The organism is Acidobacteriota bacterium (assembly GCA_009838525.1).
Classification (GTDB): domain Bacteria; phylum Acidobacteriota; class Vicinamibacteria; order Vicinamibacterales; family UBA8438; genus VXRJ01.
In genome coordinates this window covers 297778-323810 of the sequence record VXRJ01000035.1, presented here as the reverse complement: position 1 = coordinate 323810, position 26033 = coordinate 297778, and the positions used below count along the sequence as shown (strand labels likewise).

General features: G+C 67.5%; 22 protein-coding genes. 6 read left to right on the top strand and 16 right to left on the bottom strand.

The window, feature by feature from the left end; genetic code table 11:
- Nucleotides 1-5 precede the first annotated feature (5 nt).
- From F4Y45_16790 to F4Y45_16780, 3 genes are all read right to left on the bottom strand, one after another.
- Nucleotides 6-1373, bottom strand: a complete 1368-nt coding sequence (locus F4Y45_16790) for a PQQ-binding-like beta-propeller repeat protein (protein MXY26161.1) — start codon at nucleotides 1371-1373, stop codon at nucleotides 6-8.
- A gap of 16 nt (nucleotides 1374-1389) precedes the next feature.
- On the bottom strand, nucleotides 1390-2514 hold the full coding sequence (locus F4Y45_16785) for a hypothetical protein (protein ID MXY26160.1): 1125 nt from the start codon (nucleotides 2512-2514) through the stop codon (nucleotides 1390-1392).
- Nucleotides 2515-2583: 69 nt separating this feature from the next.
- Nucleotides 2584-3597, bottom strand: coding sequence for a hypothetical protein (locus F4Y45_16780; GenBank protein MXY26159.1), 1014 nt, complete (start codon nucleotides 3595-3597; stop codon nucleotides 2584-2586).
- Between the two features lie 151 nt (nucleotides 3598-3748).
- Between F4Y45_16780 and F4Y45_16775 the strand changes: the two genes are divergently transcribed.
- Nucleotides 3749-4069 carry a heavy metal-binding domain-containing protein gene (locus F4Y45_16775; protein ID MXY26158.1) on the top strand — a complete coding sequence of 107 codons (321 nt, stop codon included), beginning with the start codon at nucleotides 3749-3751 and terminating at the stop codon, nucleotides 4067-4069.
- Here F4Y45_16775 and F4Y45_16770 read toward each other — a convergent pair.
- The 7 genes from F4Y45_16770 to F4Y45_16740 form a co-directional block, all read right to left on the bottom strand.
- Entirely contained in the window at nucleotides 4056-4730 is a 675-nt protein-coding gene (locus tag F4Y45_16770) for a hypothetical protein (protein MXY26157.1), read from the bottom strand. The two genes, F4Y45_16775 and F4Y45_16770, sit on opposite strands and share 14 nt — an antisense overlap.
- A gap of 76 nt (nucleotides 4731-4806) precedes the next feature.
- A complete protein-coding gene (locus tag F4Y45_16765) occupies nucleotides 4807-5385 on the bottom strand; it encodes a lectin (GenBank protein MXY26156.1) in 579 nt (192 codons plus the stop codon).
- 135 nt (nucleotides 5386-5520) lie between these two features.
- Entirely contained in the window at nucleotides 5521-6591 is a 1071-nt protein-coding gene (locus tag F4Y45_16760; GenBank protein ID MXY26155.1) for a hypothetical protein, read from the bottom strand.
- Nucleotides 6592-6658: 67 nt separating this feature from the next.
- Nucleotides 6659-7282 carry a VOC family protein gene (locus F4Y45_16755; GenBank protein ID MXY26154.1) on the bottom strand — a complete coding sequence of 208 codons (624 nt, stop codon included), beginning with the start codon at nucleotides 7280-7282 and terminating at the stop codon, nucleotides 6659-6661.
- Complete coding sequence (locus F4Y45_16750; protein MXY26153.1) at nucleotides 7174-8817, bottom strand: GMC family oxidoreductase; 1644 nt, start codon at nucleotides 8815-8817, stop codon at nucleotides 7174-7176. Before F4Y45_16750 ends, F4Y45_16755 begins: the two co-directional genes overlap by 109 nt.
- Nucleotides 8818-8827: 10 nt before the next feature.
- The gene (locus F4Y45_16745; protein ID MXY26152.1) at nucleotides 8828-9865 is read right to left on the bottom strand and encodes a Gfo/Idh/MocA family oxidoreductase; all 1038 of its coding nucleotides are present in this window, start codon (nucleotides 9863-9865) and stop codon (nucleotides 8828-8830) included.
- Nucleotides 9866-9871: 6 nt separating this feature from the next.
- Nucleotides 9872-12025 (bottom strand): M3 family metallopeptidase, encoded by a 2154-nt coding sequence (locus F4Y45_16740; GenBank protein MXY26151.1) that lies wholly within the window; start codon nucleotides 12023-12025, stop codon nucleotides 9872-9874.
- A gap of 143 nt (nucleotides 12026-12168) precedes the next feature.
- Here F4Y45_16740 and F4Y45_16735 point away from each other — a divergent pair, with 143 nt between their 5' ends.
- Genes F4Y45_16735 through F4Y45_16720 form a run of 4 tightly spaced genes read left to right on the top strand, consistent with a single transcriptional unit; the run spans nucleotide 12169 to nucleotide 14458 of the window.
- Nucleotides 12169-12420 (top strand): plasmid maintenance system killer protein, encoded by a 252-nt coding sequence (locus tag F4Y45_16735; GenBank protein ID MXY26150.1) that lies wholly within the window; start codon nucleotides 12169-12171, stop codon nucleotides 12418-12420.
- Nucleotides 12377-12682: a HigA family addiction module antidote protein gene (locus F4Y45_16730; GenBank protein MXY26149.1), complete on the top strand. Its 306-nt coding sequence runs from the start codon at nucleotides 12377-12379 to the stop codon at nucleotides 12680-12682. Before F4Y45_16735 ends, F4Y45_16730 begins: the two co-directional genes overlap by 44 nt.
- A complete protein-coding gene (locus F4Y45_16725; GenBank protein MXY26148.1) occupies nucleotides 12675-13586 on the top strand; it encodes an aldose 1-epimerase in 912 nt (303 codons plus the stop codon). The genes F4Y45_16730 and F4Y45_16725 overlap by 8 nt, the downstream gene beginning before the upstream one ends.
- Nucleotides 13587-13609: 23 nt before the next feature.
- The gene (locus F4Y45_16720) at nucleotides 13610-14458 is read left to right on the top strand and encodes a creatininase family protein (protein MXY26147.1); all 849 of its coding nucleotides are present in this window, start codon (nucleotides 13610-13612) and stop codon (nucleotides 14456-14458) included.
- A gap of 113 nt (nucleotides 14459-14571) precedes the next feature.
- On the opposite strand, the gene F4Y45_16715 is transcribed toward F4Y45_16720, so the two are convergent.
- From F4Y45_16715 to F4Y45_16705, 3 genes are read right to left on the bottom strand one after another with little or no spacing between them, the layout of a single operon-like run.
- Nucleotides 14572-16566: a tetratricopeptide repeat protein gene (locus F4Y45_16715; protein MXY26146.1), complete on the bottom strand. Its 1995-nt coding sequence runs from the start codon at nucleotides 16564-16566 to the stop codon at nucleotides 14572-14574.
- Entirely contained in the window at nucleotides 16563-16982 is a 420-nt protein-coding gene (locus tag F4Y45_16710) for a HEPN domain-containing protein (GenBank protein MXY26145.1), read from the bottom strand. The genes F4Y45_16715 and F4Y45_16710 overlap by 4 nt, the downstream gene beginning before the upstream one ends.
- Complete coding sequence (locus tag F4Y45_16705; protein MXY26144.1) at nucleotides 16979-17476, bottom strand: nucleotidyltransferase domain-containing protein; 498 nt, start codon at nucleotides 17474-17476, stop codon at nucleotides 16979-16981. The genes F4Y45_16710 and F4Y45_16705 overlap by 4 nt, the downstream gene beginning before the upstream one ends.
- An 86-nt stretch (nucleotides 17477-17562) precedes the next feature.
- Here F4Y45_16705 and F4Y45_16700 point away from each other — a divergent pair, with 86 nt between their 5' ends.
- Nucleotides 17563-18141, top strand: coding sequence for a hypothetical protein (locus tag F4Y45_16700; GenBank protein ID MXY26143.1), 579 nt, complete (start codon nucleotides 17563-17565; stop codon nucleotides 18139-18141).
- Nucleotides 18142-18223: 82 nt separating this feature from the next.
- On the opposite strand, the gene F4Y45_16695 is transcribed toward F4Y45_16700, so the two are convergent.
- From F4Y45_16695 to F4Y45_16685, 3 genes are all read right to left on the bottom strand, one after another.
- Entirely contained in the window at nucleotides 18224-18823 is a 600-nt protein-coding gene (locus tag F4Y45_16695; GenBank protein ID MXY26142.1) for a Uma2 family endonuclease, read from the bottom strand.
- Between the two features lie 135 nt (nucleotides 18824-18958).
- The gene (locus tag F4Y45_16690; GenBank protein ID MXY26141.1) at nucleotides 18959-22300 is read right to left on the bottom strand and encodes a TonB-dependent receptor; all 3342 of its coding nucleotides are present in this window, start codon (nucleotides 22298-22300) and stop codon (nucleotides 18959-18961) included.
- A 350-nt stretch (nucleotides 22301-22650) separates the two neighbouring features.
- On the bottom strand, nucleotides 22651-25989 hold the full coding sequence (locus F4Y45_16685) for a TonB-dependent receptor (GenBank protein ID MXY26140.1): 3339 nt from the start codon (nucleotides 25987-25989) through the stop codon (nucleotides 22651-22653).
- Nucleotides 25990-26033: the final 44 nt, after the last annotated feature.

Here is a 26033-nt window from a genome sequence, read left to right as displayed (position 1 = left end):
CTCCCTCAATAGTCCGCGGCGCGAAGCGACACACGGATGATCTCGCGATCGTTCCGGTGAATGATATGGCCATTCGCGTAGGCCGGATGCGACCAGTTGACGATGCGCGAGGCGATGCGGCCATGGGGTGTCCGCGTCCCGGAAGCCGACGTGGGCTCGATGAGCCGTGTCCGGTCCAGCTCCACGTAGCCCTCCGGCGTGAACTGGGCCAGGATCAGATAGCCCTCTTCGTTGTTCACGAACCAGCGATCCTTGTGCTGCACGAGGAACGCCGTGCTCCAGCGTTCCTGCGGCGTCATCTCGGCGCTCTCCCACAGGCGTTGTCCGGTGCGGGCATCGAGGGCACGGAGTTCGCCGTAGCTGTCAACGCCGTAGACGTAGTCGCCGATGATGATCGGCGTCGTCACCATCGAGTGGATCGTGTCGGTCTCGCCCTTCAACTCGCTCCGGCTCTGCCCCTGCCAGAGGTGCGTCGCGGCGGGCCGATCCTGGCTGAGGCGCATCATCATCGAGCCGGAGAAGAACTGCGAGACGAGCAGGTAGTCGCCACTTCGGACTGGCGTGGGCACGGTGACGCCCATCGCGACCTCCCACGGCTGCTCCCAGTACAGCTCACCCGTTTCCGGATTGAGCGACGCCAGCGCCTGCGGGTGCCAGATGATCAACTGCCGCACGCCGCCCGCCTCGTAGATGACCGGCTGGGCGTAGCCCATCTCGGTGCCGGTCTCGATGGCGCGCCAGATCTCGTCCCCGGTGTGCTTGTCGAACGCGATCACGAGCGCGTCCGGCTCGCCGCCGACCACCGTGATCAGACGCTCGCCATCGACCAGCGGGGCGCTGACGATGCCCCAAACCGGAACGCTCGTGTCGTACTCCGCGATGTAGTCCTTCTGCCAGAGAATGTCGCCGGTCTCCACGTCGAAGCAGAAAAGGCGCCCGGTACCGCCGACCACGTAGACACGGTCGCCGTCGACGGTCGGGGTGGCGCGTGGTCCGATGGCGTACGCGACCGAGAGCATCCGGTAGCTGGTCTGCCACTCGTGGGTCCAGAGGACCTCCCCGGTCTCCTCGTCCAGAGCAACCGCCCGCTCGGTGCCGTCGAGGGTTCGGGAGTTCGGGTCCTCCCGCCAGTCGGTGATGAAGACCCGGCCATCGGCAACCGCCGGACCGGAGTAGCCGGAGCGGATCGGCGTCCGCCAGCGCACGAGGAGCTCGTCGGGAAGATCCTCGACGATCCCGGTCTCGGTCCAGACGCCGAGCCGTTCCGCGCCGCGCCACTGCGGCCAGTCCTCGGCCGACAGGCCGACCGCGGCAGCGATTGCGAACAGAACTGCCCACACGAGAATCGAGCGTTTGCGCACTGGTTGCTCCATCCTCAGTCCCCGGGAATCAGTCGCGCGCGCCGTCGGCTGCCGCCGCCGCGCGGGCGTCCTCCTCGAGGATTCGGGCCCCGGCGAGGATGCCGCGGAACGAGTAGTTCGCTTCGTGGCAGGCGTACTCGTAGACCCGGTCGTTAGTGGCCGGCCAGACGTACTCGCCGGTCCAGGGCGCCGTCCAGACCGTCGGGTCGTCGACGGTGAACTGATAAAGGAGCGCGTCCGGCCCGATCCGCGTGAATCGCTCCACTACATGCAGGTTGCGCGACGCCCCGCCGAGGGCCGGGGTGTCGTTGAAGTTCGTGGTGTCCACGACCAGCGTGTCGCCCTCCCAGTGGCCCACCGAATCGCCGAGCCAGCTCCGGATCTCCGGCGGCGCGTGCTCCTGATTCATCCGCACGATGCGCGCATCATGGACCATCTCGACGTAAATGACCACGTAGTCGTCGGTCTGGACGATCTTCTTGAGGTTGTTGTAGAGAACGGGCAGCATGGGTGGTCCGGCAACCGATCCGAAACCAAGGAGACAGCGCTCGGCGAGGGGGCGGATCTCCGGATCGTCATAGGGGCCGGGCGCATCGAGATCGTCCTCGAGCCACCATGCCGTCCCCGTGTTCGCACGGAAGAAACGCGCCCGTTCCGCTGCCTGCGCCCGCGCCGCGTCGGTCATCGGCGGGCGCCGCCCGTCCTCGGGATCCGTGAGTATCGAGGTTCGCCATTCGCCGTCGATCTGGAAAACGCCGGTGCCCCGATCGATCCAGAAGGTGTTGTAGCCGCCCACGTTGCCGGCCGCCCCGCCCGAGCCGTCGCCGCCGACCGGCGGGGCCACCTGCTCCGCTTCCTGCGCGCCACTGGCGGCGTTGCGGGCCTCGCGCCGCTCGTCGGATCCACCCGGCGCGATGTTGAACAGCGTCCGGAGGGCGGCCGGATCGGACTCGACGAGGGCCGCCTCCTCCGCCGTCAGCGCCCCCCGCGTGCCGAACTGCTGCGGCCGCTGCAACGGTGTGAGCGTCGCCGTGTCGTAAGTCCCCGAGAGGTCGGGCCTGCCACTGGCAGTGCGTGGTGTGTCCTGCCCCGTCGCTACCGCGGGCAACGTCAATCCCGCCACTACGATCCCGGCAACCCATCGACGTGTCATCTATCTCCTCCCGTGGCCCTGACCCGCACGTCCGTGCACCCAGGAGCTTGCGCGCCCGCCAGGGCGGGCCTAGCGGCCTGCCGCCGCATCCGCCTCCAACTCCTCCTCGCGCGCGCCGGCAAGGATGTTGTAGAGGCCGTAGTTCCCTTCGTGGCAGGCGTACTCGAAGATCGGCATGTCGTTCTTCTTCATCGGCAGCCGGTAGGTCCAGGGCTGATCCCACGCGTTCGGATCCTCGACCGTCACCTCGTACATCAGCGTTCCGTCCGAGACACGCGTGAAGCGCTCGACAAGGTGGAGTTCGGCGGTGGTGACGCCGCCGCGGAAACTGGTCTCGCGCAGGAAGTTCGTGGTTTCGACGACGAGCGTGTCGCCCTCCCAGCGCCCGCGCGAGTCACCCATCCACTGCCGCAGGCCGTCGGGCAGGGGTGGCCGGCCATCGAGCGGCACGACACGCGAGCTATGGACCATCTCGTTCAACAGGACGACGTGGTCGGGTGTCTGCACAATCTGCACGTTCTGGTTGTAACCGCCCGGCGTCATCGGCGGGCCGGTGTTGAATCCCAGGATGCAACGGACCGCGAACATGCCCGGGCCCAGATCCTCGACAAAGCCGCCGTAGGTCGGGACATGGCGGTTTACGCCCTCGCGGGCCCGTTCCAGCTCCGCCTGCTTCGCCGCCGCCACCGCATTGAGCGGGGGGACGCGGCCGTTCGGCGGATCGACCACGAGCGACGTCTGGTTCGTATCGCTCACGCTGTCGCCCGGATCGAACCAGAACTGGTTGTAGTTGCCGACGACGTCGGCCGGCTCCTGATCGTCGCGGATCTCGAAGAAGGCGAGACGGTCGGCTTCGAACGCGGCCGCTTCCTCCTCGCTCCAGGTCGCCTGATCGGCCAGCTCTTCCGGTCGCTCGAACGGCGTGAGCGTCCGGAAATCCCATACGCCGTTCAGGTCGGGCGCACCCCACGGGGTGCGAGGCGCTTCGTCCTGCGCCCACGCGGCGCCCGGAGCGGCCGCCAGTACGAGCCCGACAATCAACACGAACACCACTCTCTCCGCCGCACGGAATCGAACGGTCATGATGTAACCCCCCGTTTTCCGGTCCGAGTCCCCGCCGACGCCCATCCTACTGCACTTCTGATCGTCCGGGGTGATAGAGTCCCGGCAGCCCGCATTCAGGAACTCCCCGGGGCCAATTCACGTCGATCGAGGTAGGGAGGAGACGCAATCCATGATCATGACCACGACCCCCGCGATTGAGGGGCGGACCATTCATCAATACCACGGGATAGTCACCGGCGAGGCCATCGTCGGGGCCAACATCGTGAAGGATTTCTTCGCCGGCATCCGGGACATCGTCGGTGGCCGGTCGGCCGCGTACGAGCAGGAACTGCAGAAGGCCCGCGAGATCGCGTTGAAGGAGCTGCGCGAGGCGGCGGAGCGCCAGGGAGGCAACGCCGTCGTCGGGATCGACCTCGACTACGAGGTGGTCGGCCAGGGCGGATCGATGTTGATGGTCTCCGTCAGCGGCACCGCGGTCACCGCCCGGTGACGAGGTGCCGTAGCCTTCGGACCCCCTCGCTGGCCGGGCCAATGACCGGCGCCTCGCGAGCGGCATCGGCGGCGGGCAGGGTGCGCTCCATCGAGAACTGGGCGAAGAGGACCGCGGCGCCCGGTGGCGTGGCGCGAACCGCTTCGAGGAGCAGATCGTCATGCTGCTCCGGATTGCCGCCGAGCAGGCCGTCCATGGCGCCCGGCACGTGAGCCGTGGTGATGTCGACCGCGACCGACTGATTCGCCGCCTCCGCCTGCAGCGCTTCGGCCAGGAACGGGGCCGAGGCGGGCGCGGTGGAAAGAATGTGGAGCGGATGGTCGACGGCGAGTCCCAGCGCGCGCTCGATGATCCCGTCGAAGCTGGTGGCGACCGGAATGTCGACGCTGCTGCGTGACGCCCTGGCGAACTCGCCGAAGAACGAACCGGTCACGATGATCGCCTGCGCCCCGGTCGACGCGGCGTAGCGGATCAGCCGGTCGATGCGGGCGCCGGTTTCGGCGTCGTCGATCGTGCCGGCATTCCGGTCGAGGTAGAGCGAACCGTCGAGCAGGTGCGCCACCTCCGCTTCCGGCCAGACCCGGGCGAACGCATCATCCGTGGTCGGGATAGCGTTGGCGAGGGCGTGCAGGGCTCCGATGCGTGGACGTTCTTGTCTCATGGTCAGCTAGTGCCGGGTTTCCGAGCCACGGAAGCTCCGGGCCGGCGGAGCCTGTCACGACCCCGTCAAGATGCGTCTAGTCGACGGCGAAGCAGTAGAAGAGACCCGCGCCGCCGGTGGCGACCAGGTTCTCCTGGCTACAGCCGCGACTGGGATGCGTCGAGTTCCAACTGCTGTTGCCGCCCCCCTGCCGGTCCGAGTGGCCCACCTGCGCGGAGCCCTCGCCGTTGCTGGTCCAGTTGTTGCAGGTGCGGTCCTCACCGGCCGGGAACGCGGTCCCGTCCGGCTGGGTGCCGGTCAGGATGTCATGCTGGTTCGGCGAGTCACCGACACCGTTCACCGGGTTGCCCTCTTCCGTCAGGGCAATCACCTTGCCGATGGCGTTGCCGATTCTTGCCTGATTGATGTCGTCACCGTGCAGCCACCCGAGATCGGCCGCGACCTGCCGGCGCGTGTCGTACGCATGCCACGGGCCGTCGCCGATCCGGTCACGCGCGTTGACCGCATTCGGACCCTGGGTGCTGAGGTAGGCGCGCCAGGTCTTGTCGCCGGCGCCGGCCGTCGCGGCCAGACTCTGGCAGTGGGCGTCCGCCCCCTCGAGGCCGCCCAGGTTGGCGCCATCGCCCAGACCCCGGCTGGTGACGAAGAAGGTCATCTCCGGCTCCTGCGCCGCCGCCGTATCCGCGGCGACGAACGACAGAGCCGCCGCGCCCGCGATTGCCACCATTACGGCCACACCAGCCGCCACCACGTTTCGCCGTCCGTGCTTCCTCTTCATCGTCTCGTCTCCCTAGCAAGTCTCGCCGAAATAGCCTGCGCCGCCACAATACCGCGCATCCTGCAGCTGCAGCAGGATGCCATCCGGGTCGGTGAAATAGAGCTCCGGCGTGCCGTCGGGCGCGCCGCCGCGGTCCGGCATCCGCATCGTGACGTACGACTCGAGGGGCCCGGGCGGCCCCTGGGCGCCTTCGGGCCGCGGACGAATGCCGAACGACTCCAGCGTCGCCGTCACTTCTTCGTGCTGGAAGTTCTCCATCGCGAGACTGGCATGGTGAATGCGCGGCTCTCCGGGCCCCTGCGCCAGTGCGAGGAACTGGGCGCCGGTCCCGACCGACAGCAGCGGCAGGGCTCCCTGATGGCGCGTGATCGGCATGCCGAACAGCTCCTGGTAGAAGGCGATCGCACGCTCCTGATCCGACACGAAGACCGTGAAGTGATTGATCTCGCGGAGCGCGATCAGGCCGTCTCCCGGCGCCGGCTCCGGCGCGTTGCACAGCTCGCCCAGCAGGCCTTCGCCGCCGCAATAGGTGTTGTCCTGCAACTGTACGACCACGCCGTCCGGATCCGCGATGTAGAGCTCCGGCGTGCCGTCGGGATGCCCGCCGAACTCCGCGCCGCGCATGCGTATGCGGACGGTGGAGGGGCCGGCCTCGGACGGCTGGGCAACGCGGTTGACGCCGTGCTCGCCGAGGATGCCGACCAGCCGTTCGGCGTCGAAGTTGTCGACGGTCAGGCACGTGTGGTTGATGTGTGGCTGAACGTCGGGTCTCCCGCCGCCGAGTGCGATGAACTGGGGGCCGGCGCCGACCCGCAGAATCAGCGTCTGCGCCTGGCGGGCGGCGAGGGTGAGGCCGAACAGGCCCTGGTAGAACTCGAGCGATCGCCCGATGTCGGTCACCGTCAACGTCATGTGATTCCAGTCGTTGACGGGAATCGGGGGGCCAGCGAGCGGTGCGTCAGGCGCGGCGGCTGTGCTCTCGGCAGGCAGTTCCGCCTCGGGCTGGCCGCCGCCGCAGCCGATCAGCGCGGGAGCGGCAGCGGCGCCGACAGTGCCGGCAAGGAATTCCCGGCGGCTCAGCATGGCTGGATTATAGGCGCTTGCGGCGCGCCCGCAAGGGGGGTGCGGCCGCGCAAGGGAGCGACGCCGGCTACTCGTAGTACTTCCGGTACATGCCGCGGCGGAAGATCCAGCCGCCCAGCAGACCGAGCCAGCCAAGGACGTGGTACATCCAGCCGAGGTCCATCATCTCGATCAGATTGCCGTCCATGTCCTTCGCGAAGAAGAACCAGTGACCGCGCGGCGACTGCTCGGGCGGACTGACGCACTCCACGCCCTTGGACGTCAGGTAGTCGTGCCAGCGGTGGATGCCGCGGATGTTGAGCGCGATGTGCGTGATGCCGATCCGGTTCCACGGGATCTCGACCGGCGGTTGCTGCGGCTGGAACTCGAAGATCTCGATGACGCCACCGCCCGGAACGCGAATCCAGCCGACCTTGCAGCTTGGCGCGTCGACGTCCGCGCCGACACCGAAAAAGCTCTTCACGCGCTCGGGCGGTTGATCGGCGACGCCGACCAGCGGGCAACCGAAGACGTCCCAGTAGAAGTGGACGGCGGCGTTGAAGTTGCGGACGGTGATGCCGACGTGACTGAAGGATCGGGCTCTCATCGAATGGTCTCCGGCAGGTTCTCCTGATCGAGGTGCATCGGGCCGACATTCTCGTCTCGCCAGTCGTCGGCGCCCCTCGTGTAGACGTCCGGGCGGGTCGCGCATCCCAGCTCGGTCTCCGCGATGTGATCGGCCACGCGGAGAGCGTTCGCCGCGATCGTCAGCCCCGGGTTGACGGCGGCGGAGGACGGGAAGCACGACGCGTCGACCACGAAGAGGTTGTCCACCTCGTGCGCCCGGCAGAACGGATCGAGAACCGACGTAGCCGGATCCATACCGAAGCAGATCGTCCCGCACTGATGGGTCGTGTTCTGCGTGCCGAGGGATCGGGCGACGACGATCGGGTAGCCGAGCCGGCGGAGGATCCGGCGCATCACCTGCACGAGACGCCGGTGCGCGGTCATGTTGGTCGGCCGGTAGGCCAGGCGGATCCGGCCGTCCGGCTCCAGCGTGACGCGATTGTCCTCGCGCGGCAGATCCTCGGTCATCGCCAGCCAGTCGAAGCCGCGCCGCAACCAGAGCCGGAGCATCCAGTACGGGATTCGCGGCTCCACGTAGTGCACCTGCTCCGGATGTGTCCGCCCCTGCGTCTGGAGCTGGCCGAGGGGAAACCCGCCGTCGGGACCCCGCAGGTAGTAGTCGTTAATCGCCACCGTCTTCTGAAACGATGCGCGATTGTCCCGGAACGGCGACCAGCCCTGCATCATCGTGGCGACGTGCGCCATGTAGCGGCGGCCCACCAGTCCGGAGGTGTTGCCGAGTCCGTTCGGGTGCCTGTCGCTGGCCGAGCGCAGCAGCAGCGCGGCCGAGTTGACGGCGCCGCACGAGACGACGACGACCGGAGCCGCGTACCGCTCCGTCGTACCGTTCCGTTCCACTTCTACCGCGGCCACCCGCCGCCCCGATGGGTCGGTCAGCAGCCGTCGGGCACGGGTTCCGGTCAGGACGCGGACCGTGCCGAGCGCCACCGCCGGCCGGACCCCGCACTGCTCCGCCTCCGACTTGGCATCGATGTAGCAGGGGAACGAGTTGCAGGTATTGCAGAGCACACAGTGGGTTCCCGGGGACGACAGGCCGAGCGGCAGGGGCGACGGGTGGAGTCCCATCCTGCGTAGCCGCTCGACCAGCGGCTCGATGTGCGGATCGTGAGGCACCGGGGGAAAGGGATAGGCGTCGCGCGGCGGTTCGGTGGGATCCGCGCCGGACGCGCCGCGCACCAGGTAGCAACGCTCGGCCAGCGCGTAGTAGGGAGCGAGGGTGCCGTAGTCGATCGGCCAGGCTGGCGAGACACCGTCCGCGTGTTCGATTTCGCCGAAGTCCGCTTCGCGCATACGGAACAGGACCGCGCCCCAGAACTTGGAGTTGCCGCCGACGCAGTAGTGCATGTACGGCCGGAACGTGCGGCCGTCGCCATCGAGCCAGCACTCGTCCGTGCGATAGCGGAGGTCCCTCCAGACCGCCTTCGGGCTCCAGTTCGCTTCCTCCCGCGGGACGAAGTCGCCGCGCTCCAGGATCAGGATGCGCGCCCCGGTGGTCGCCAGGGCGCGCGCCAGCGTGCCGCCGCCGACTCCGCTGCCGACGACGATGACGTCCCACTCCCCTGCCGGCGTCGGATGTGCCCGCGTCTCGGTCGCCGTCATCGCCAACCCGTCATCGCCCGTCAACCCCCACCCGTGAACCATCGCCTATCTCGCCCGCCTCCGCACCGTCCGCCGAGGCGGCGATCTGCTCCATGATCCGCTGATCGTCCATCGCGGCTTCCAGGCTCATTTCGGGCGGCCGGCCACTGGCGATCGCATCGGCAAAATCCCGGTACATCGCGCGGTAGCCCCGGATGTCGCGGAAACCGGGAAGAATCAGTTCCGGCCGGCGCGTCCGGCGGCCTCGCACGAGGACCGCGGCGCCGTTCGACTCGAACGAGATGATGCCGTCGCGCCCGAACAGCTTCGACAGACGCAACCCGCGGAGCAGCGACGGCACCTCGCGCGAGTAATAGAGCGTTCCCCCGGCGCCGTTGTCGTAGCGGAACGCCGCGAGCAGGGATTTCGCACGGCGGTCCGATCCCTCGCGGCCTCCCGTCGGCCGGACGCCCCACGCCGTGGTGATGCGCGGCCCCAGGCAGTTCGCCAGGTGCAGCCAGTGGATTCCCTCCTCGAAGAAGGCGTCCCCGCCCGCGGCATGCTCATCGTTACGCCAGTCGCCCGCCGACTTCAGACGGCGGACCAGGGTGGTGAAGTGCGCCATCAGCAGGTCGCCGATTGCGCCGTCGGCCAGCAGACGCCGGAGGCAGACGGCCAGCGGCTTGTAGTGATCGTTCTCACCGACGATCACCGTGCGGCCCGCGCGGTCGCGCGATGCGCAGACCTGTTCGTAGTCTTCCATCCGCAGAAAGGCGGGTTTCTCCACCAGAACGTGTTTGCCCGCGTCGAGCGCGGCGAGCGTCCACTCCAGATGGAAGCGGGGCGGCATGGCGACCACCACCGCGTCGACCGCCGGATCGTCGATCGCCGCGCGATAGTCACCGTAGGCAGCCGTCCCGCCATAGCGGGCGCGATACGCTTCCGCTTTCACCCTGTCGCGGCTGGCGTAGGCCGGGACGAACCGGTCGCGCAGCCGCCGCAGGTGCCCGCCGTGGACGCCGGTGATGAACCCGCAGCCGAGGAACGCGACGGTAAGCGGCGATGACACCTCGCGTCAGTTCAGGCCGCGGCGAATCAGCAACGGTCGGACGTCCGGCTCGGCGCCCCGGAACGCGCGAAAGAGGTCGAGCGCCTCGATGCTCCCGCCCTTCGACAGCAGCGTCTCCCGGAAGTGATCGCCGTTCTCGCGTGTGAGCCCGCCGTTCTCCTTGAACCACTCGACCGAATCCGCATCCAGCACCTCGCTCCAGATGTAGGAGTAGTAGCCGGCCGAGTATCCGCTGCTCCAGATGTGCGAAAAGTACGTGCTGCGGTACCGGGGCGGCACGGCTTCCAGCGCCACGCCCGCGGCCTCCAGCGCCGCTGCTTCGAATGCTTCCACGCCGTCCGCGCCCGGGACCTCGTCCGCCGTGATCTGGTGCCACGCCTGATCGAGGAGCGACGCGGCGAGGTACTCGGTGGTGGCGAAGCCCTGGTTGAACGTCTGCGTCGCGAGGACCTTCTCCAGTAGGTCGGACGGCATCGGCTCGCCGGTTTCGTAGTGAATCGCGTAGTTCTGGAGCACCTCCGGCCAGGTGGCCCACATCTCGTTCACCTGTGACGGGTACTCGACGAAGTCGCGCGGCACGGACGTTCCCGAGAAGTACGGATACTCCACGTCCGAGAAGAAGCCGTGCAGGGCGTGGCCGAATTCGTGGAACGCGGTCACCACCTCGTCGAACGTGAGCAGCGTCGCCTCGCCGTCCGGCGGCTTCGGAATATTCAGGTGGTTCCCCACCACCGGCAACGTTCCGAGCAGGTGGGTCTGCGAGACATAGGCGTTCATCCAGGCGCCGCCCCGCTTCGACGGGCGGGCATAGAAGTCGCCCAGGAAGAGGCCGAGGGGCGAGCCGTCGGCGTCGAAGACCTCCCAGATGCGGACGTCGGGATGGTAGGTGGGCAGCTCCGGCCGCTCCTCGAAAGTCAGGCCGTAGAGCTGAGTCGCGGCGAAAAAGATGCCGTTGTCAAGAACACTGTTCAACTCGAAGTAGGGACGCAACTGCTCGGCATCGAAGGCGTAGCGGTCCGCGCGCACCTTCTCCGTGTAGAACGACCAGTCCCACGCCGCCAGCTCCCCCGCGTCGCCCCGCATCGCCTGCAGATCCTCCGCCTCGCGTTGCGCGTTCGCGACGGCGGGGGGCGCAAGGCTCGCGAGCCGCTCGTTCACCGCTTCCACCGTCTGCGCGGTCTGCCGCTCCAGGATGTAGGCGGCGTGATTCGGGTAGCCGAGCATGGCGGCGCGTTCGGCCCGGAGGCGCGCCATGGTCGTGATCACTTCGCGGTTGTCATATTCGCCGCCGGACAAGTTGCGGGCGAGGGACGCCTTCGTGATCCGCTCGCGCAGGGCGCGGTCCTCCAGCGTGGTAAGGGCCGGCTGGCCGCTCGTGTTGAGGAGCGGAATGACGAACTTGCCCTCCAGATCGCGCGCCGCCGCCGCCGCTTCCGCCGCCGCTACCTGGTCGTCCGGCAGGCCCGCCAGCTCGTCGCGCGTGTCGACGACGACGGCAGACGCGTTCACCTCGTCGAGCACGTTCTGCGAGAAAGTCGTGGACAGCGACGCCAGCTCGGCGTTGATTTCCTCGATCCGCTCCTTCTGCGCGTCGTCCAGCCGCGCGCCGGCGCGCACGAAGTCGGTGTAGTACTCCGCGACCAGGCGGCGTGCCTCGGCGTCGAGGTCGAGGGCGTCACGCTCTTCGTACAGCGTCCGGACCCGCGCGAAGAGATCGCCGTTCAGCAGGATGGCGTCGGTGTGCGCGGCAAGCTTCGGCGCCACCTCGCTCCGGACCGCGTCCATCGCATCGTTGGTGTGGGCCGACGAGAGACCGAAGAAAACCGTCGCGACCCGGTCAAGCAGGCGACCGGAACGCTCCATCGCGACGATCGTGTTCTCGAACGTCGGCGGGTCGGACTGCGCCGCGATCGCCTCGATCTCGGCAAGCTGCTCGGCCATTCCCTGTTCGAAGGCCGGCTGGTAGTGCGCGTCCTCGATGCGGTCGAACGGCGGCATCTGATACGGCAGCGTGCTCTCGGTCAGGAACGGGTTATCGCCCATCGAGTCCTCCGCGGCGTCCGGAGGGCCGGCTTCGTTCGATCCGCAGCCGACTCCCAGCACTGCCAGCAGTCCGACGACACCGAACGCCAGCCACGCGCGCGTGCATCTACCCTGCATCTCGAACCTCCCGGTGAATCGTGGTCGCCGCAAAAGGAAAACGATAACAGTTTTGCACCGCCAGCCTTCCGGGTTTATGCTTGACGTCAAGCGTCAACGGCGCCGGATTTGGCTCGTGATTCTCACAAGCGGCCACCAAGCGGCTGGCGATCCTGAACGCTGCGCCGTCGCTTTCTACGCTGAGCGGGTTGCCGAGCAACTGTCTGGAGTCACTCAAGGGCTCGCGGGCCGGCCAGTACTCGATTCGGAGCAACGCGCAATGGCGGATCTGTTTCACGTGGCCTGCCGGTAGCCCTGGACCAACGAATGTGGAGATCGTGGACTATCACTTGTTGACGCGGAGGGAGGATGATGCTCAAGCGAACTGTTCACCCCGGCATCGTGCTACGCGATGAACTGGCGCAACTCGGTGTAACGCCCACCGAATTCGCACGGCAGATCGCGGTGCCACCCAACCGCATCAGTCAGATCATTGCAGGCAAGCGCTCCGTCAGCGGAGATACGGCCCTCCGCCTGGGTCACTGGTTCGGCGTCGAGCCGCAATTCTGGATGAACCTGCAGAATCAGTACGACCTCGCGGTTGCCGACGAGCACACCGGCGCAGCGGTACGCGAGTTGCCCACCGCTTCTGGCGTAGGAGGCGCAATTCATGCCTGAGGCTTCCGAGGTAATCGAACTTCGCGCCGACCCCGTCCGGCTGGACGTGGCGCCTGAGGTGGGCGGCTCCATCACCCGGTATGCCACCGAGCGCGGCGGCAATGCCGGGAGCATCGAATGGATGCGCCCCGCCCCGGCCGAGGCGCTCGCCGAACTGGCGGCCGGCGGCACGTCCAGCTTCCCCATGGTGCCGTTCTCGAACCGTATCCGCGACGCACGGTTCCGCTTCCGCGGACGGACGGTGCAGTTGCCGCAGAACTTCCGCCCGGAACCGCACGCCATCCATGGCCATGCCTGGCGCGCCCCGTGGACGGTGCTGGATCGCGGCGCGGCGAGCCTGCTGATCGAGTACCGCCACCCGGCGGGAGACTGGCCCTGGCCGTACGTCGCCCAGCAGCAGTTCGACCTGACGTCGGAACAGCTCCGGGTTCGCTTCAGCGTGACGAACGAGGCGAACGAACCGATGCCGGTCGGCTTCGGCCTGCATCCGTACTTCGTCCGGACGCCGCAGGCCACGGTGCGGGCCGACGTCGGGCGCATGTGGGTGACCGACGACACGATGGTCCCGGTCAACCTGGCGCCTCCGCCGCCGCAACTGCTGCTCGACGGCGCCGGCCTGAACCCGGACGCCTCCCCCCTCGACAACAACTTCGTCCGTTTCGGCGGGCGTGCCGAGATCGCCTGGCCCGAGTGGAACGCGCGCCTGCTTATCGATGCGGACCCCACCTACGCCTGTCTCGTCGTCTACACGCCGGCCGGCCTGGATTTCTTCTGCGTCGAGCCGGCCACGAACTGCATCGACGGCTTCAACCTGGCCGCGGCGGGCAGGACCGACACTGGAATCATCGTCCTCGGTCCGAACGACACCGCCGCCGGCGACGTCACGTTCACACCGGAACTCTGACGGGCACGGTAAGGAGTCTCCCGATGCCAAGACACGGCAACCCAGCCGCCGCCTGCTCTCTCGTTTTTCTTATGGCCAGCACAACGCTGGCTTTGTCCCCAGGTGCCGCGCGGGCCCAGGCGCCGGCGGCGCCGTCCGTCTTCCTGGAGGAGCTCACGTGGGTCGAGCTGCGCGACGCCGTCGCCGCCGGCACGACGACCGTGATTGTCCCGACCGGCGGCACCGAACAGAACGGGCCGCACATGGTTCTCGGCAAGCACAACGTCCTCGTGAAGCACAAGGCGGGCGAAGCGGCGCGCCGCCTGGGAAACGCGCTGGTGGCGCCGGTCATGGCCTACGTCCCCGAGGGCGACGTCGATCCGCCCTCCGGTCACATGCGCTTCCCCGGCACCATCACCACGCCGCCCGACGTCTTCGAACAGGTGCTGGAGTACGCCGCGCGAAGCCTGGCGCGCCACGGGTTTACGGACATCGCACTCATGGGCGACAGCGGCGGCAACCAGGCGTCTCAGATGGCGGTCGCCGAGCGCCTCAACCGCGAGTGGGCAGAAGGCCCGGCGCGCGTCCATCACCTGACCGCCTACTACCCCGGCCCGGGCGACGACTGGCTGGTCGAGCAGGGTGAACGACCGGAGGATGTCGGCTCCCATGCCGGGATGCACGACACCTCGCAGTTCCTCTTCCTCGATCCGTCGCAGTTGCGGCCCGACCAGTTCGCGGTCGGCACGGGAACCGGGCCGGGCGGCAACGGCGTCAACGGCAACCCCGCGCGGGCCACGGCCGAGTACGGTGAACGCATCCTCGAAATGCAGATCATCGCCGCCGTCAGCCAGATCCAGGAACTGCGCGAGGCCAGCCGTACCGCACCCTGACCGCGCCAGCCACCGCGCCGCAGAAGTTTCGCGGCAGCGAGACTTCCAACGCGCCCGTCAGAGCGCGCTTTCACGCCTGGCGAGACTCCCAACGCGCCCGTCGGGCAGCGCCTTCAGCGGAGCCCCGCCCGCTCGAGCTCGGCCGCGATCTCGTAGGCCAACTCCAGGTTCTGGCGGGCTTCGATGTGATCGGGCTGGAGCCGGAGGGCGCTCTGGAAGTGTTCGATGGCCTCGTCGAGAAGGCCGCTGACGGCCAGCGCGCTACCGAGATTGTTGTGGGCTTCAGCGGAGCCGGGGCGGAGACGTAACGCCTCCCGGTGGTGGGTCACCGCCTCGTCGAGCCGACCGAGCTCGCGCAACGCGTGACCCAAGTTGGCGTGGGCGGCGGCGTGATACGGCTCCAGGGCCAGCGTCTCACGCAGGTGGCTGACTGCCTCCTCCAGGCGACCCTGGGCGAGCCGCACGCTGCCCAGGTTGTAATGTCCGGGGGCGTAACCGGGATCCAACTCCACCGCGGTCCGGAACTCCGCCGCCGCCTCTTCAAGGCGGCCCTGCCGCTCGCGCACCGCACCCAGGCTGGCGCGCGATGCCACGTGCGTCGGATCGGCGGCCAGTCCCGCCAGGTACTGTTGCGCCGCCTCGTCCACCCGATCCTGCTCCAGGAGCGCGTTCCCGAGCTCGTAGTACGACCACGGATTCGCCGGGTTCCTGGTGATGGCGTGCCGGTAGAGCGACTCGCGCAGCAACACCAGGTCGGCGGCGCGCCGCGGGCGCACCTGGAGCTGCAGGTGCGCCATCTCGTCCGACGATTGATTGCCGGCCCGCACATGTCGCGGCGGATCGCTCGGATTCCGCGGGTTATCGGCGGAGTTGTCGTACGTGAAACGCATGGACAGCGTGGTGCCGGCCGGCAGCACGTACGGCTCGCGCACGCGGTAGACGTCCTGCCAGTTGAAATCCCAGTCGTCGATGCGAATGAGCCACCGCTCGGCGCCGTCCGGCAACGTCGCTTTGCCTTCCATCGACTTCGCCAGGTAATGCGCGTGCGGATACACGGCATGCAGCTCCACGTCGATCGGCAGGGTCACCTCGTCCGTGACCACGAACGCGGCGTCGCCCGGAGGTATGTCGAGCAAGTGGTCGGCGTCGAGGCGTATGAGATAGAGCGGCGGCCCCGACGGTGGCGCGTCCGCGAAGTGGAAGCCCGCCATCGGCGCGACGGGCTCCGGGCGACCGGACGGCAGCATGTGGAGTTGGACGACGAAGTCGGTGCCCGGGTCGAGACGCCACGCAAGACCGTCGATCCCCGGATTCGGCGCCATGCCGGGAGTCCAGCCCATCAGGTGGCCGTCCGGCATGAACGCCAGTCCCATCTCCATCCCGCTGAAACCGGGTTCCGCCGGCTGCTCGGTCTCCTCGGCCTCGCGCCGACGCGACGACGACGTGTCGTCTACCGCCATGATCGCGTGATGGACAAACTGCGGGTTGCCAGGAAGCAGCTCCACCGTCCGGACCCAGCGCGTCTCGGAGACTGGCAGAGGCAGGACGAGATTGCGGAAAACGTCGGAGCCATCCGCCGGCAGCGTGTACGGGGCCGGCAATCCCACCGTCAGATCCGGTTCGCCGAGCATCCAGCCGTCGGTAGCGGCCGGGGGCTCCGGCAGGTCCGCCAGGTCACCCTCGGCGGCCCCCGAATCGCTCCACCCGGCCAGCGTCGCAATCTGCGACTCCGTCAGGCGGCGTTCTCCGACGAACTCGCCGTAGCCCGCCTCCGGCAGCCACGGCGGCATGAAGCGGCTGGCCGTGACCTCGGCGATCTGCCGGGCGCGGCGGGCGGCGTCGTCGTAGCCCAGCAGGGAGAACGGTCCCGAACCCCCAGGGCGGTGGCATGGCGCACAGTGCTCGAAGACGATCGGAGCGACGTCGCGCGAAAACGTAATCGGGCCGGTCGGCTCACCTGCCTGGGGCGCGGCGGCGGTGAGCGCTTCGGAAGCCTGCTGCGACTCGCAGCCGGCGGCGAACAGGCCCACTGCGGCGGCCGCCGCGACGAGCGGCGCAGCACGTTGCCGACGGATCCCACTTCGGCGTGGACCGCGGCGAGTCCTCATGGTCGACGCTCACCGATGACCGCGGCGGCCGTTGACACCGCGAGGCGGGCGCCGTCGATGGCGCGTTGCGCGTCTTCTCTGGAGTAGCGCTCGGTCGGAACGAAGCCCTCGTCCCCGTAGAACGACAACTCACGATTCTCGCGTAGCCACGCGGAAACGTCGGCAAGCTGCCCGATGCGTGCTACGTCGACACCCGAGAACCGGGCGGCGTGCTCGCGCAGCACGCTCCCAACATCGTGCCGGCGCGGAACTTCCACGGCCGCATGACGCAGCATGCCCTTGAGGGCCAACTCCACAACTTCCTGCCCTTCCCCGACCACATCCGAGTGCCCCTCACGTTCCAACAGCACGGCAAGGACATCGAGCCGTATCGTGGCCTTGACGAGGTAGCTGGCGGCGAGGTCGCCGTTGGTCATGACGGGAACAGCTCGAAGATCTCGCCCGGCCGATAGTCCGGCTTGAGATCCCAGTACCAGAAGTCGCCCCGCCAGATGCGCTTTGACCCCAGTTCTCCGAGCCGGCGGCGGAGGTGGTCGAGCACGTCTCGCAGGAATCCGTCCGGATCATGCAGTATCCGGGCATCCTCGGTCATGTCGAGCAGCAGCGGCGACCCTCGCTTGAGCTCTGCGCCGGTTTTGAAGATCGGCGCCAGTTCCGGCTGCAGGCCAGCGGCGCCGACGGCCGCCAGCCGCGGCGCAAGGGCGGTCCGAACCGCGCGGAACTCGTCGTTGCGGGCGACCGGACCGTCCGGGAGACGGGTCGCGACCAGCAGCAGGTCGATGTCGGAGTCGGGCCGGGGAGTGCCGCGGCCGACGGAGCCGTAGACGGCGAGGGAGAGAAGGCGGTTTCCGTAGTGGCGACGGCATGCATCGGCGATATCCACGAGCAGGGGGTCGTACGCGGCATGCATGACGAGCCATTATAGATGCGTGCCCCTTACCCCCGGTTCGGGGTCGCGGTCTGGTGTTCCGACGCTGGCGTAACTACCATAAGGATATGCAGCGTGCCCGCCGGCCGGCGGTGATTGCGGTTGTCTCGCTCGCCGCCGGCGTGTCCGTTGCCCCGGCCGCCGCCCACGACTGTTCCGAACCCGGCAAGTCGTTTCGAATCAACCGCGGCGTGGCGGGATACGAGGACTGCCATCTGACGGCCTGGGTGGTCCACTACTACTATCCTCGCGATCACGATCCGAAGTGGTTGGCCCTTGACTTCGCAGTCCAGGGCAAGGTGGGGGAAGCGATGACGTTCGGTCGGGACGAGGTTCACGTCGTGCATCCCGACGGGTCACGGACTCCGCTGATCTCGCAAGAGACCTATCTTCAGCAACGGAGCAGCCTGCTGCCGTTGCAGCTTCAGATGCAGGGCGGCGACCGCCGATCTCCAGGCAATTGCGCTCTCAAGCTGGATTTTTTCGTAGACCGGGGCCTCCGCCGCTCGCTCGCGGACGTGTCCCAGTACCGATGCATGCAGGGCAACCTCTTCTTCGCCGCCCGCACCGGCGACTGGGAACGCGGGTCCTACGAACTGGACGTCGGTGGAGGCGTCGGCCTGCGCATGCCGTTCGAGATTGAATAGCGGGCGACAAACATCACTGTTCGTCTGGCCTGACGAGAGCGCGGATGGCAGGCTGCCGACGCGTCCGTTTCCCGCGCTCCGTTCAGGACGAGAAGATGTCGTGCAGGTCGACCTCGAAGCCGGCAAGCAGTGGAGAGCGTAGTAGCTGTCCCCGGCCGAACGTGTGAGCGATCTCCAGTGCGCCCTCCTTCAGCCGATGAATCCACACGGTCTCAGTGGCCGGATCGATCAGCCAGCACTCCGTGACGCCGTGCGTCGCGTAGAGCGTCCGCTTGTAGCCACGGTCCCGGTCGGCGGTCGCGGGAGACAGGATCTCCACGACCAGATCGGGTGCGCCGCGGACGTTGTCGCCATTCCTCAACAGATGGTCGCGTTCCCGTGACACGAACAGCAGGTCCGGTTGTACGACGTCGGTGTCGGAAAGCACTACGTCGCAGGGGGCGAAGTAGAACTTCCCGAGCGCCCGTTCCTCGATGAACTGAGCCAGTCTCCTTCCCAGGCGAACCTGGATTTCCTGGTGCTTCAGACTCGGGGCCGGCGTCAACAGTAGATCTCCGTCGAGTAACTCGTAGCGCTTGTCCGGAGGCGCCGTGCGGTAGTCCTCGTAGGTGAACTTCAGGGCTGGGTGCGCAGTGTCCATGGGTCTGTCCCATCTAGCGCCGATGACCGCAACAATCATCATAGCGCGTCCCGCCGCGCAGGAGGCGAACCTGCTGACCGCACAAAAAAGAGGGCCGGTGGGGGAAGCTCCCCCACCGGCCCGAGAGAAGCGGCTGTGCGCCCCGGCGGACGCGTCAGCCGCGGACGGAAGGACGGACTACCAGTTCAACTGGAACGCCGTCCGCAGGATCCGGCCCTGCAGCAGGCGAGTCGGCCGTCCCCAGGCTCCGCCGTACGACTCGGTCTCGTCGGTCTGCACGGCAGCGTTCAGCGCGTTGTAGAGGTCCGCCTGAACCGACGCCTGGATGTTGTTGAACCGGAAGAGCCTCCGCAGGGAGACGTCCACCTGCGTCCAGTAGGGCAGGAAGTTCGTGCCCGGCTGGAACAACTGCACCGTGGCGCCCCGCGTCCGCGTGCCGCCCGGGAAGTAGCTGCTCGGCACCGACCAGGTCAGCTCCCGCTCGCCGCCCGAGTAGGCCTGGATGGATCCGCTGACTTCGAAGTCGTACGGCAACGGATACGTCGCGAACAGCTTGAAGTCATGCCGGAACGGCATCCCCAGCGAGCTCTGGTCGCACCAGCGTCCGCCGCGGCGGATGCCCTCATCCGAGCCGCGGATCGGGTCCTCGATGCTGACGCCGTTCGGATCGACGATCAGGCCGCAGGTGTCCTGGATGTGCTGGCTCGCCGTCCACCCGCCGAAGATGTTGCCGCCGTTCGGCAGGCGGGCGTTCATGCTCACCTCGAACCCGTTGTAGTAGTTGCGGTTGATGTCCGAGGTGACGTCCAGGTTGTTGACCAGTCCCCGGTAGGCCGGATCGAGGTCGAACGCCAGGAACTCGCCCGACGGGATCGTGATGTCCTGCCCTAGCGCGCGGAGACGCGCCACGTGGCCACCCGGATCGTCGAAGTTCACCGCGAACGGGATCCAGCTTCCGCACGGCACGCCGGCCCGCGCGTCCGCATAGATACACGACTGCAGCAGGGTGTTGCTCCGCGCCTCGATGTCGCCGAAGACACGGCGGTACCAGCCGATGTTCAGCGAAACCCGCGGCAGCAGCTCGTGCTGGACGCCGACGTTGTACTCCCAGTTGTACTCACGCTGCAGGTCGTCGGCGGGCCGGGAAGCCGGAACCGCGACGCCACCCGGCCTGAACACGGTGCTGTTGCCCAGCAGGCCGATCTCGTGGTCCTGCGCGATGCCGTCGTAGTTCGTGCTCAGGTAGTGCTCCGGAGACGCCGGCAGGCCACCCAGATCGGCCGCGGTGGCGCAGGCCGCACGCGGGTCGCCGTCCTCGCCCGTCATATGGACCGCGGGATTCAGTGCGCAGTCGTACCAAGCGCGGTTGTCACCCACCTCGCGGTACGGCGAGTAGCGCTCGGCGTGACCGCTCGCGTACGGCCGCATGAACTTGTTCGCCGAGAACTTCAGCGCCGTCCGCGCATCGCCGAAGAGGTCGTAGGTGACGCTCAGCCGGGGCGTGATGTCGTCCCAGTACGGCGTTGCCGGGATCTCCGGGGCCGACCGCGCATTAATGAACCGGCCGCCCGGCAGGTCGCCGGTGCGGAAGGTGTTGATCAGCGACTCGAAGTGGTCCCAGCGCAGGCCGGCGTTGATCGTCAGTCGATCGAGCGTCCAGGTGTCCTGCACGTAGATCCCGCGATCCGCCCGCACCGTCGTGTTCCAGCTCGTCGGGTAGTTGAGCGCGTCGACTCCGTGGCGATCCTCGCACGGCATCATCGGGTCCGGGTCGCACGGCTGCGGCAGCCCGTTGTACGGCCGCATGTTGATATGGCCCAAGCGGTTACGGGTATCGCCGTCGTTACCGAACGACCACTGCATACCCACCTTGAAGTTGTGGGAACCGGTGACGTACGAGAACGCCGCGTTCGGATAGAAACGGTCGGACGGCGTGATCCAGATGTCGCCCCAGTAGTTGTTGGTCTGGAGCCCGGTGCCGAGGTCGCCGATGACCGCGTTCCGGTACCAGTCTCCGGTCTGCATGTAGCCGGCGTCCCAGTAGCACGGGGTCGCGATGCAGGTCCGCAGGTTGCCCGGCGTCTCCGCCCGCAGATTCGGCAGCGGGATGTTGGCCGGGAAGACCTCGCGCAGCGCCTCCTCCGTCTGGGAAGCAATGAGCAGCCGCTCGTAGACCTGCGAATAGCCCACCTCGAGCAGCGCGCGGCTGCTGATGGTGGAAGTCCACTTCGCCTGGAACGTGTGGTAGTTGGCCTGGCCCGGATCGCGGAAGCCCGCCGCCTGGATCGGCTCGCGGGTGGCCGAGAACTCGCGCTTCTTCCACTTGAAGATCCGGTCGAGGTACGCGCTCACCTTGTTGCGCTGGGAAACCTGGGCCGTCAGGCGCGCCAGAACACTGCGGACGTGCTGTTCCGCTACGGCGCGTTCCGCTCCCGCGATCGCCTCGTGGTTGCCGACGCACCCGGTGCTCGTGTTCGGGTCCTCGCAGGTGATCCTGGCGCCGCGCTTGAAGTAGTCCTGGATGACCTCGGGCGACACGTCGGTGCGCAGGGTCGGCTGGAAGGCCCCGGCAAAGAGCTCATCGACCGAGATGGCGCGGGCCGACGTGAAGTACCACAGCCGGTCCTGCAGGATCGGTCCGCCGATGGCGGGGTTGACGTCGTGGATGTTGGTGATGCCCTGGTTCGACGTCAGGCCGAGATCCCGCATGCCCTGCGTGAAGTTGTCGGCCTGCCAACTCTCGTTCAGCGTGAAGCCGACGTAGTTGGTCCCGCTGAACTGGTTGCCGCCGTCCTTCGGGATCATGTTCAGCCGAAGGCCGCCGGCCTGAACCTCGGCGTTGTTGCCGGAGGTGGTCATCGCCATCTCCTGGCTCAGCGCCTGGTTGTTGTAGTTCATGATCAGGCCGTCGCCCATCTGCGAGTTGACGATCATGCCGTCCACCTGCATGGTCGTGTGGCGCGGGGTGGCGCCGTGGACCGACATGCGGACCTGCTCCATCATCTGCGCCCCGCCGACGTCGGGCCGGGTCAGGCGCACGCCCTGCGCGAGGTAGCCGATCGACTGCGTGTTCCGCGTCGTCGGGAGCGAGTCGAGAACCTCGCGCTCAACGACCTCGACCCGAGCCGCGCTCTGCACGTCGACGATCGGCGCCTCGCCGGATACCGTCACCGTCTCTTCGAGCGCGCCGACCGAGAGCGAGCCGTTGATCGTGACGTTCGTCGCGGCCGGAACCTGGATGCCCTCCTGAACGAACGTCGAGAAGCCGGGCAGCGTCATGGTGACGGTGTAGGTGCCCGGCAACAGGGCGATGATGTTGTACCGGCCGGTGCCGTCAGTGATCGCGACACGCGACCCCTCGATCAGCACCGGGCTGGCGGCTTCTACGGTGACGCCCGGCAGGACGCCGCCCGTGTTGTCGGTGACTTCGCCAATCAGAGCCGCGCCCTGAGCGAAGCCGGTGGCCGGCACTAGCAACAGCACGGCCATTCCGACAAGGAACGATTTACCAAATCGCATTCTTCCTCCTCGTCCGCACGCCAAAAGAGAGCGTTATGCCATCTAAATGCATGCGCGGCGCAATACCCTAGCAACATTCGTGCCAGTTGCCAAGTCTTTGCGGCGAAGAGGTAGAGAGGCCGGTTTTATTGGGCGTTTGGTCGCATGCTCACGGAGACCCTGCATGAGCGTGCGTTCTCAGGGGCAGGCGACGTTCAATTCCTTGGGCGCCTTGATCCGTCAGGTTGGATTCTCCGGCCGCCGGACCTCTCAGGGACAAAAAAAGGCCGGTGGGGGAAGGCTCCCCCACCGGCCCGAGAGAAGCGACCGTGCGCCCCGGCAGGCGCGTCAGCCGCGGACGGAAGGACGGACTACCAGTTCAACTGGAACGCCGTTCGCAGGATCCGTCCCTGCAGCAGGCGAGTCGGCCGTCCCCAGGCTCCGCCGTAGGTCTCGTTCTCGTCGGTCTGCACGGCAGCGTTCAGGGCGTTGTAGAGGTCCGCCTGAACCGACGCCTGGATGTTGTTGAACCGGAAGAGCCTCCGCAGGGAGACGTCCACCTGCGTCCAGTAGGGCAGGAAGTTCGTGCCCGGCTGGAACAACTGGACCGTCGGCGTCGATGTGAACGAGCCCGTCGGCGAGTAGCTGGCGGGCAGGCTCCACGTCAGTTCCCGCTCTCCGCCCGAGTAGGCCTGGATGGATCCGCTGACTTCGAAGTCGTACGGCAGCGGATAGGTGGCGAACAGCTTGAAGTCGTGCCGGAACGGCATCCCCAGCGTGCTCTGGTCGCACCAGCGGCCGCCGCGAGTGATGCCTTCGTCGGCGCCGCGGATCGGGTCCTCGATGCTGACGCCGTTCGGGTTCACAATCAGGCCGCAGGTGTCCTGGATGTGCTGGCTCGCCGTCCACCCGCCGAAGATGTTGCCGCCGTTCGGCAGACGGGCGTTCATGCTCACCTCGAAACCGTTGTAGTAGTTGCGGTTGATATCCGAGGTAACGTCCAGGTTGTTGACCAGCCCGCGATAGGCCGGATCGAGGTCGAACGCCAGGAACTGGCCCGACGGGATCGTGATGTCCTGCCCGAGCGCGCGGAGACGCGCAACGTGGCCATCCGGATCGTCGAAGTTCACCGCGAACGGGATCCAGCTTCCGCACGGCACGCCCGCCTGTGCAGTCGCGACGTTACACGACTGCAGCAGGGTGTTGCTCCGCGCCTCGATGTCGGCGAATACGCGACGGTACCAGCCGACGTTCAGCGAGACACGCGGCAGCAGCTCGTGCTGGATGCCGACGTTGTACTCCCAGTTGTACTCGCGCTGCAGGTCGTCGGCGGGCCGGGACGACGGAACGGCAACACCGCCCTCGCGGAACACGGTGCTGTTGCCCAGCAGGCCGATCTCGTGGTCCTGCGCGATGCCGTCGTAGTTCGTGCTCAGGTAGTGCTCCGGAGACGCCGGCAGGCCACCCAGATCGGCCGCGGTGGCGCAGGCCGCACGCGGGTCGCCGTCCTCGCCCGTCATATGGACCGCGGGATTCAGTGCGCAGTCGTACCAAGCGCGGTTGTCACCCACCTCGCGGTACGGCGAGTAGCGCTCGGCGTGACCGCTCGCGTACGGCCGCATGAACTTGTTCGCCGAGAACTTCAGCGCCGTCCGCGCATCGCCGAAGAGGTCGTAGGTGACGCTCAGCCGGGGCGTGATGTCGTCCCAGTACGGCGTTGCCGGGATCTCCGGGGCCGACCGCGCATTAATGAACCGGCCGCCCGGCAGGTCGCCGGTGCGGAAGGTGTTGATCAGCGACTCGAAGTGGTCCCAGCGCAGGCCGGCGTTGATGGTCAGCCGGTCGACAGTCCACGTGTCCTGCACGTAGATGCCGCGATCCGCCCGCACCGTGGTGTTCCAGCTCGTCGGGTAGTTGAGCGCCGTGACAAAGTGCCGTGCCTCGCAATCCACCGACGGGTCGGGATCACACGGCACCGGCAGCCCGTTGTACGGCCGGATGTTGATATGGCCGAGACGGTTCCGGGTGTCGCCGTCGTTACCGAACGACCACTGCATGCCCACCTTGAAGTTGTGGGAGCCGGTGACGTACGAGAACGCCGCGTTCGGATAGAAGCGGTCGGACGGCGTGATCCAGATGTCGCCCCAGTAGTTGTTGGTCTGGAGTCCGGTGCCGCGGTCGCCGATGACCGCGTTCGCGTACCACGGCCCGGTCTGGTTGTAGCCGGCGTCCCAGTAGCAGGGAGTCTGGATGCAGGTCCGCAGGTTGCCCGGCGTCTCCGCCCGCAGGTTCGGCAGCGGGATGTTGTCCGGGAAGACCTCGCGGAGCGCCTCCTCCGTCTGGCTGGCGATGAGCAGCCGCTCGTAGACCTGCGAGTAGCCCACCTCGAGCAGCGCGCGGCTGCTGATGGTCGACGTCCACTTCGCCTGGAACGTGTGGTAGTTCGCCTGGCCCGGATCGCGGAAGCCCGCCGCCTGGATCGGTTCACGGTTCGCGTCGAACTCGCGCTTCTTCCACTTGAAGATCCGGTCGAGGTACGCGCTCACCTTGTTGCGCTGGGAGACCTGGGCGGTCAGGCGCGCCAGAACGCTGCGGACGTGCTGCTCCGACACCGCGCGGGTCGCTCCCGCGATCGCCGGGTGGTTGCCAACGCACCCGGTGCTGGTGTTCGGGTCCTCGCAGGTGATCCGCGCGCCGCGCTTGAAGTAGTCCTGGATGACCTCGGGGGACACGTCGGTGCGCAGGGTCGGCTGGAAGGCGCCGGCGAACAGCTCGTCGACCGAGATGGCGCGGGCCGACGTGAAGTACCACAGCCGGTCCCGCAGGATGGGTCCGCCGATGGCGGGGTTGACGTCGTGGATGTTGGTGACACCCTGGTTCGACGTCAGGCCGAGATCCTGCATCCCCTGCGTGAAGTTGTCCGCCTGCCAGCTCTCGTTCAGCGTGAAGCCGACGTAGTTGGTCCCGCTGAACTGGTTGCCGCCGTCCTTCGGGATCATGTTCAGCCGAAGGCCGCCGGCCTGAACCTCGGCGTTGTTGCCGGAGGTGGTCATCGCCATCTCCTGGCTCAGCGCCTGGTTGTTGTAGTTCATGATCAGGCCGTCGCCCATCTGCGAGTTGACGATCATGCCGTCCACCTGCATGGTCGTGTGGCGCGGGGTGGCGCCGTGGACCGACATGCGGACCTGCTCCATCATCTGCGCCCCGCCGACGTCGGGCCGGGTCAGGCGCACGCCCTGCGCGAGGTAGCCGATCGACTGCGTGTTCCGCGTCGTCGGGAGCGAGTCGAGAACCTCGCGCTCAACGACCTCGACCCGAGCCGCGCTCTGCACGTCGACGATCGGCGCCTCGCCGGATACCGTCACCGTCTCTTCGAGCGCGCCGACCGAGAGCGAGCCGTTGATCGTGACGTTCGTCGCGGCCGGAACCTGGATGCCCTCCTGAACGAACGTCGAGAAGCCGGGCAGCGTCATGGTGACGGTGTAGGTGCCCGGCAACAGGGCGATGATGTTGTACCGGCCGGTGCCGTCAGTGATCGCGACACGCGACCCCTCGATCAGCACCGGGCTGGCGGCTTCTACGGTGACGCCCGGCAGGACGCCGCCCGTGTTGTCGGTGACTTCGCCAATCAGAGCCGCGCCCTGGGCGAAGCCGGTGGCCGGCAGCAACAGCACGGCCATTCCGACTAGGAACGATTTACCAAATCGCATTCTTCCTCCTCGTCCGCACGCCAAGTGCTTGCAGAATGCCTGCA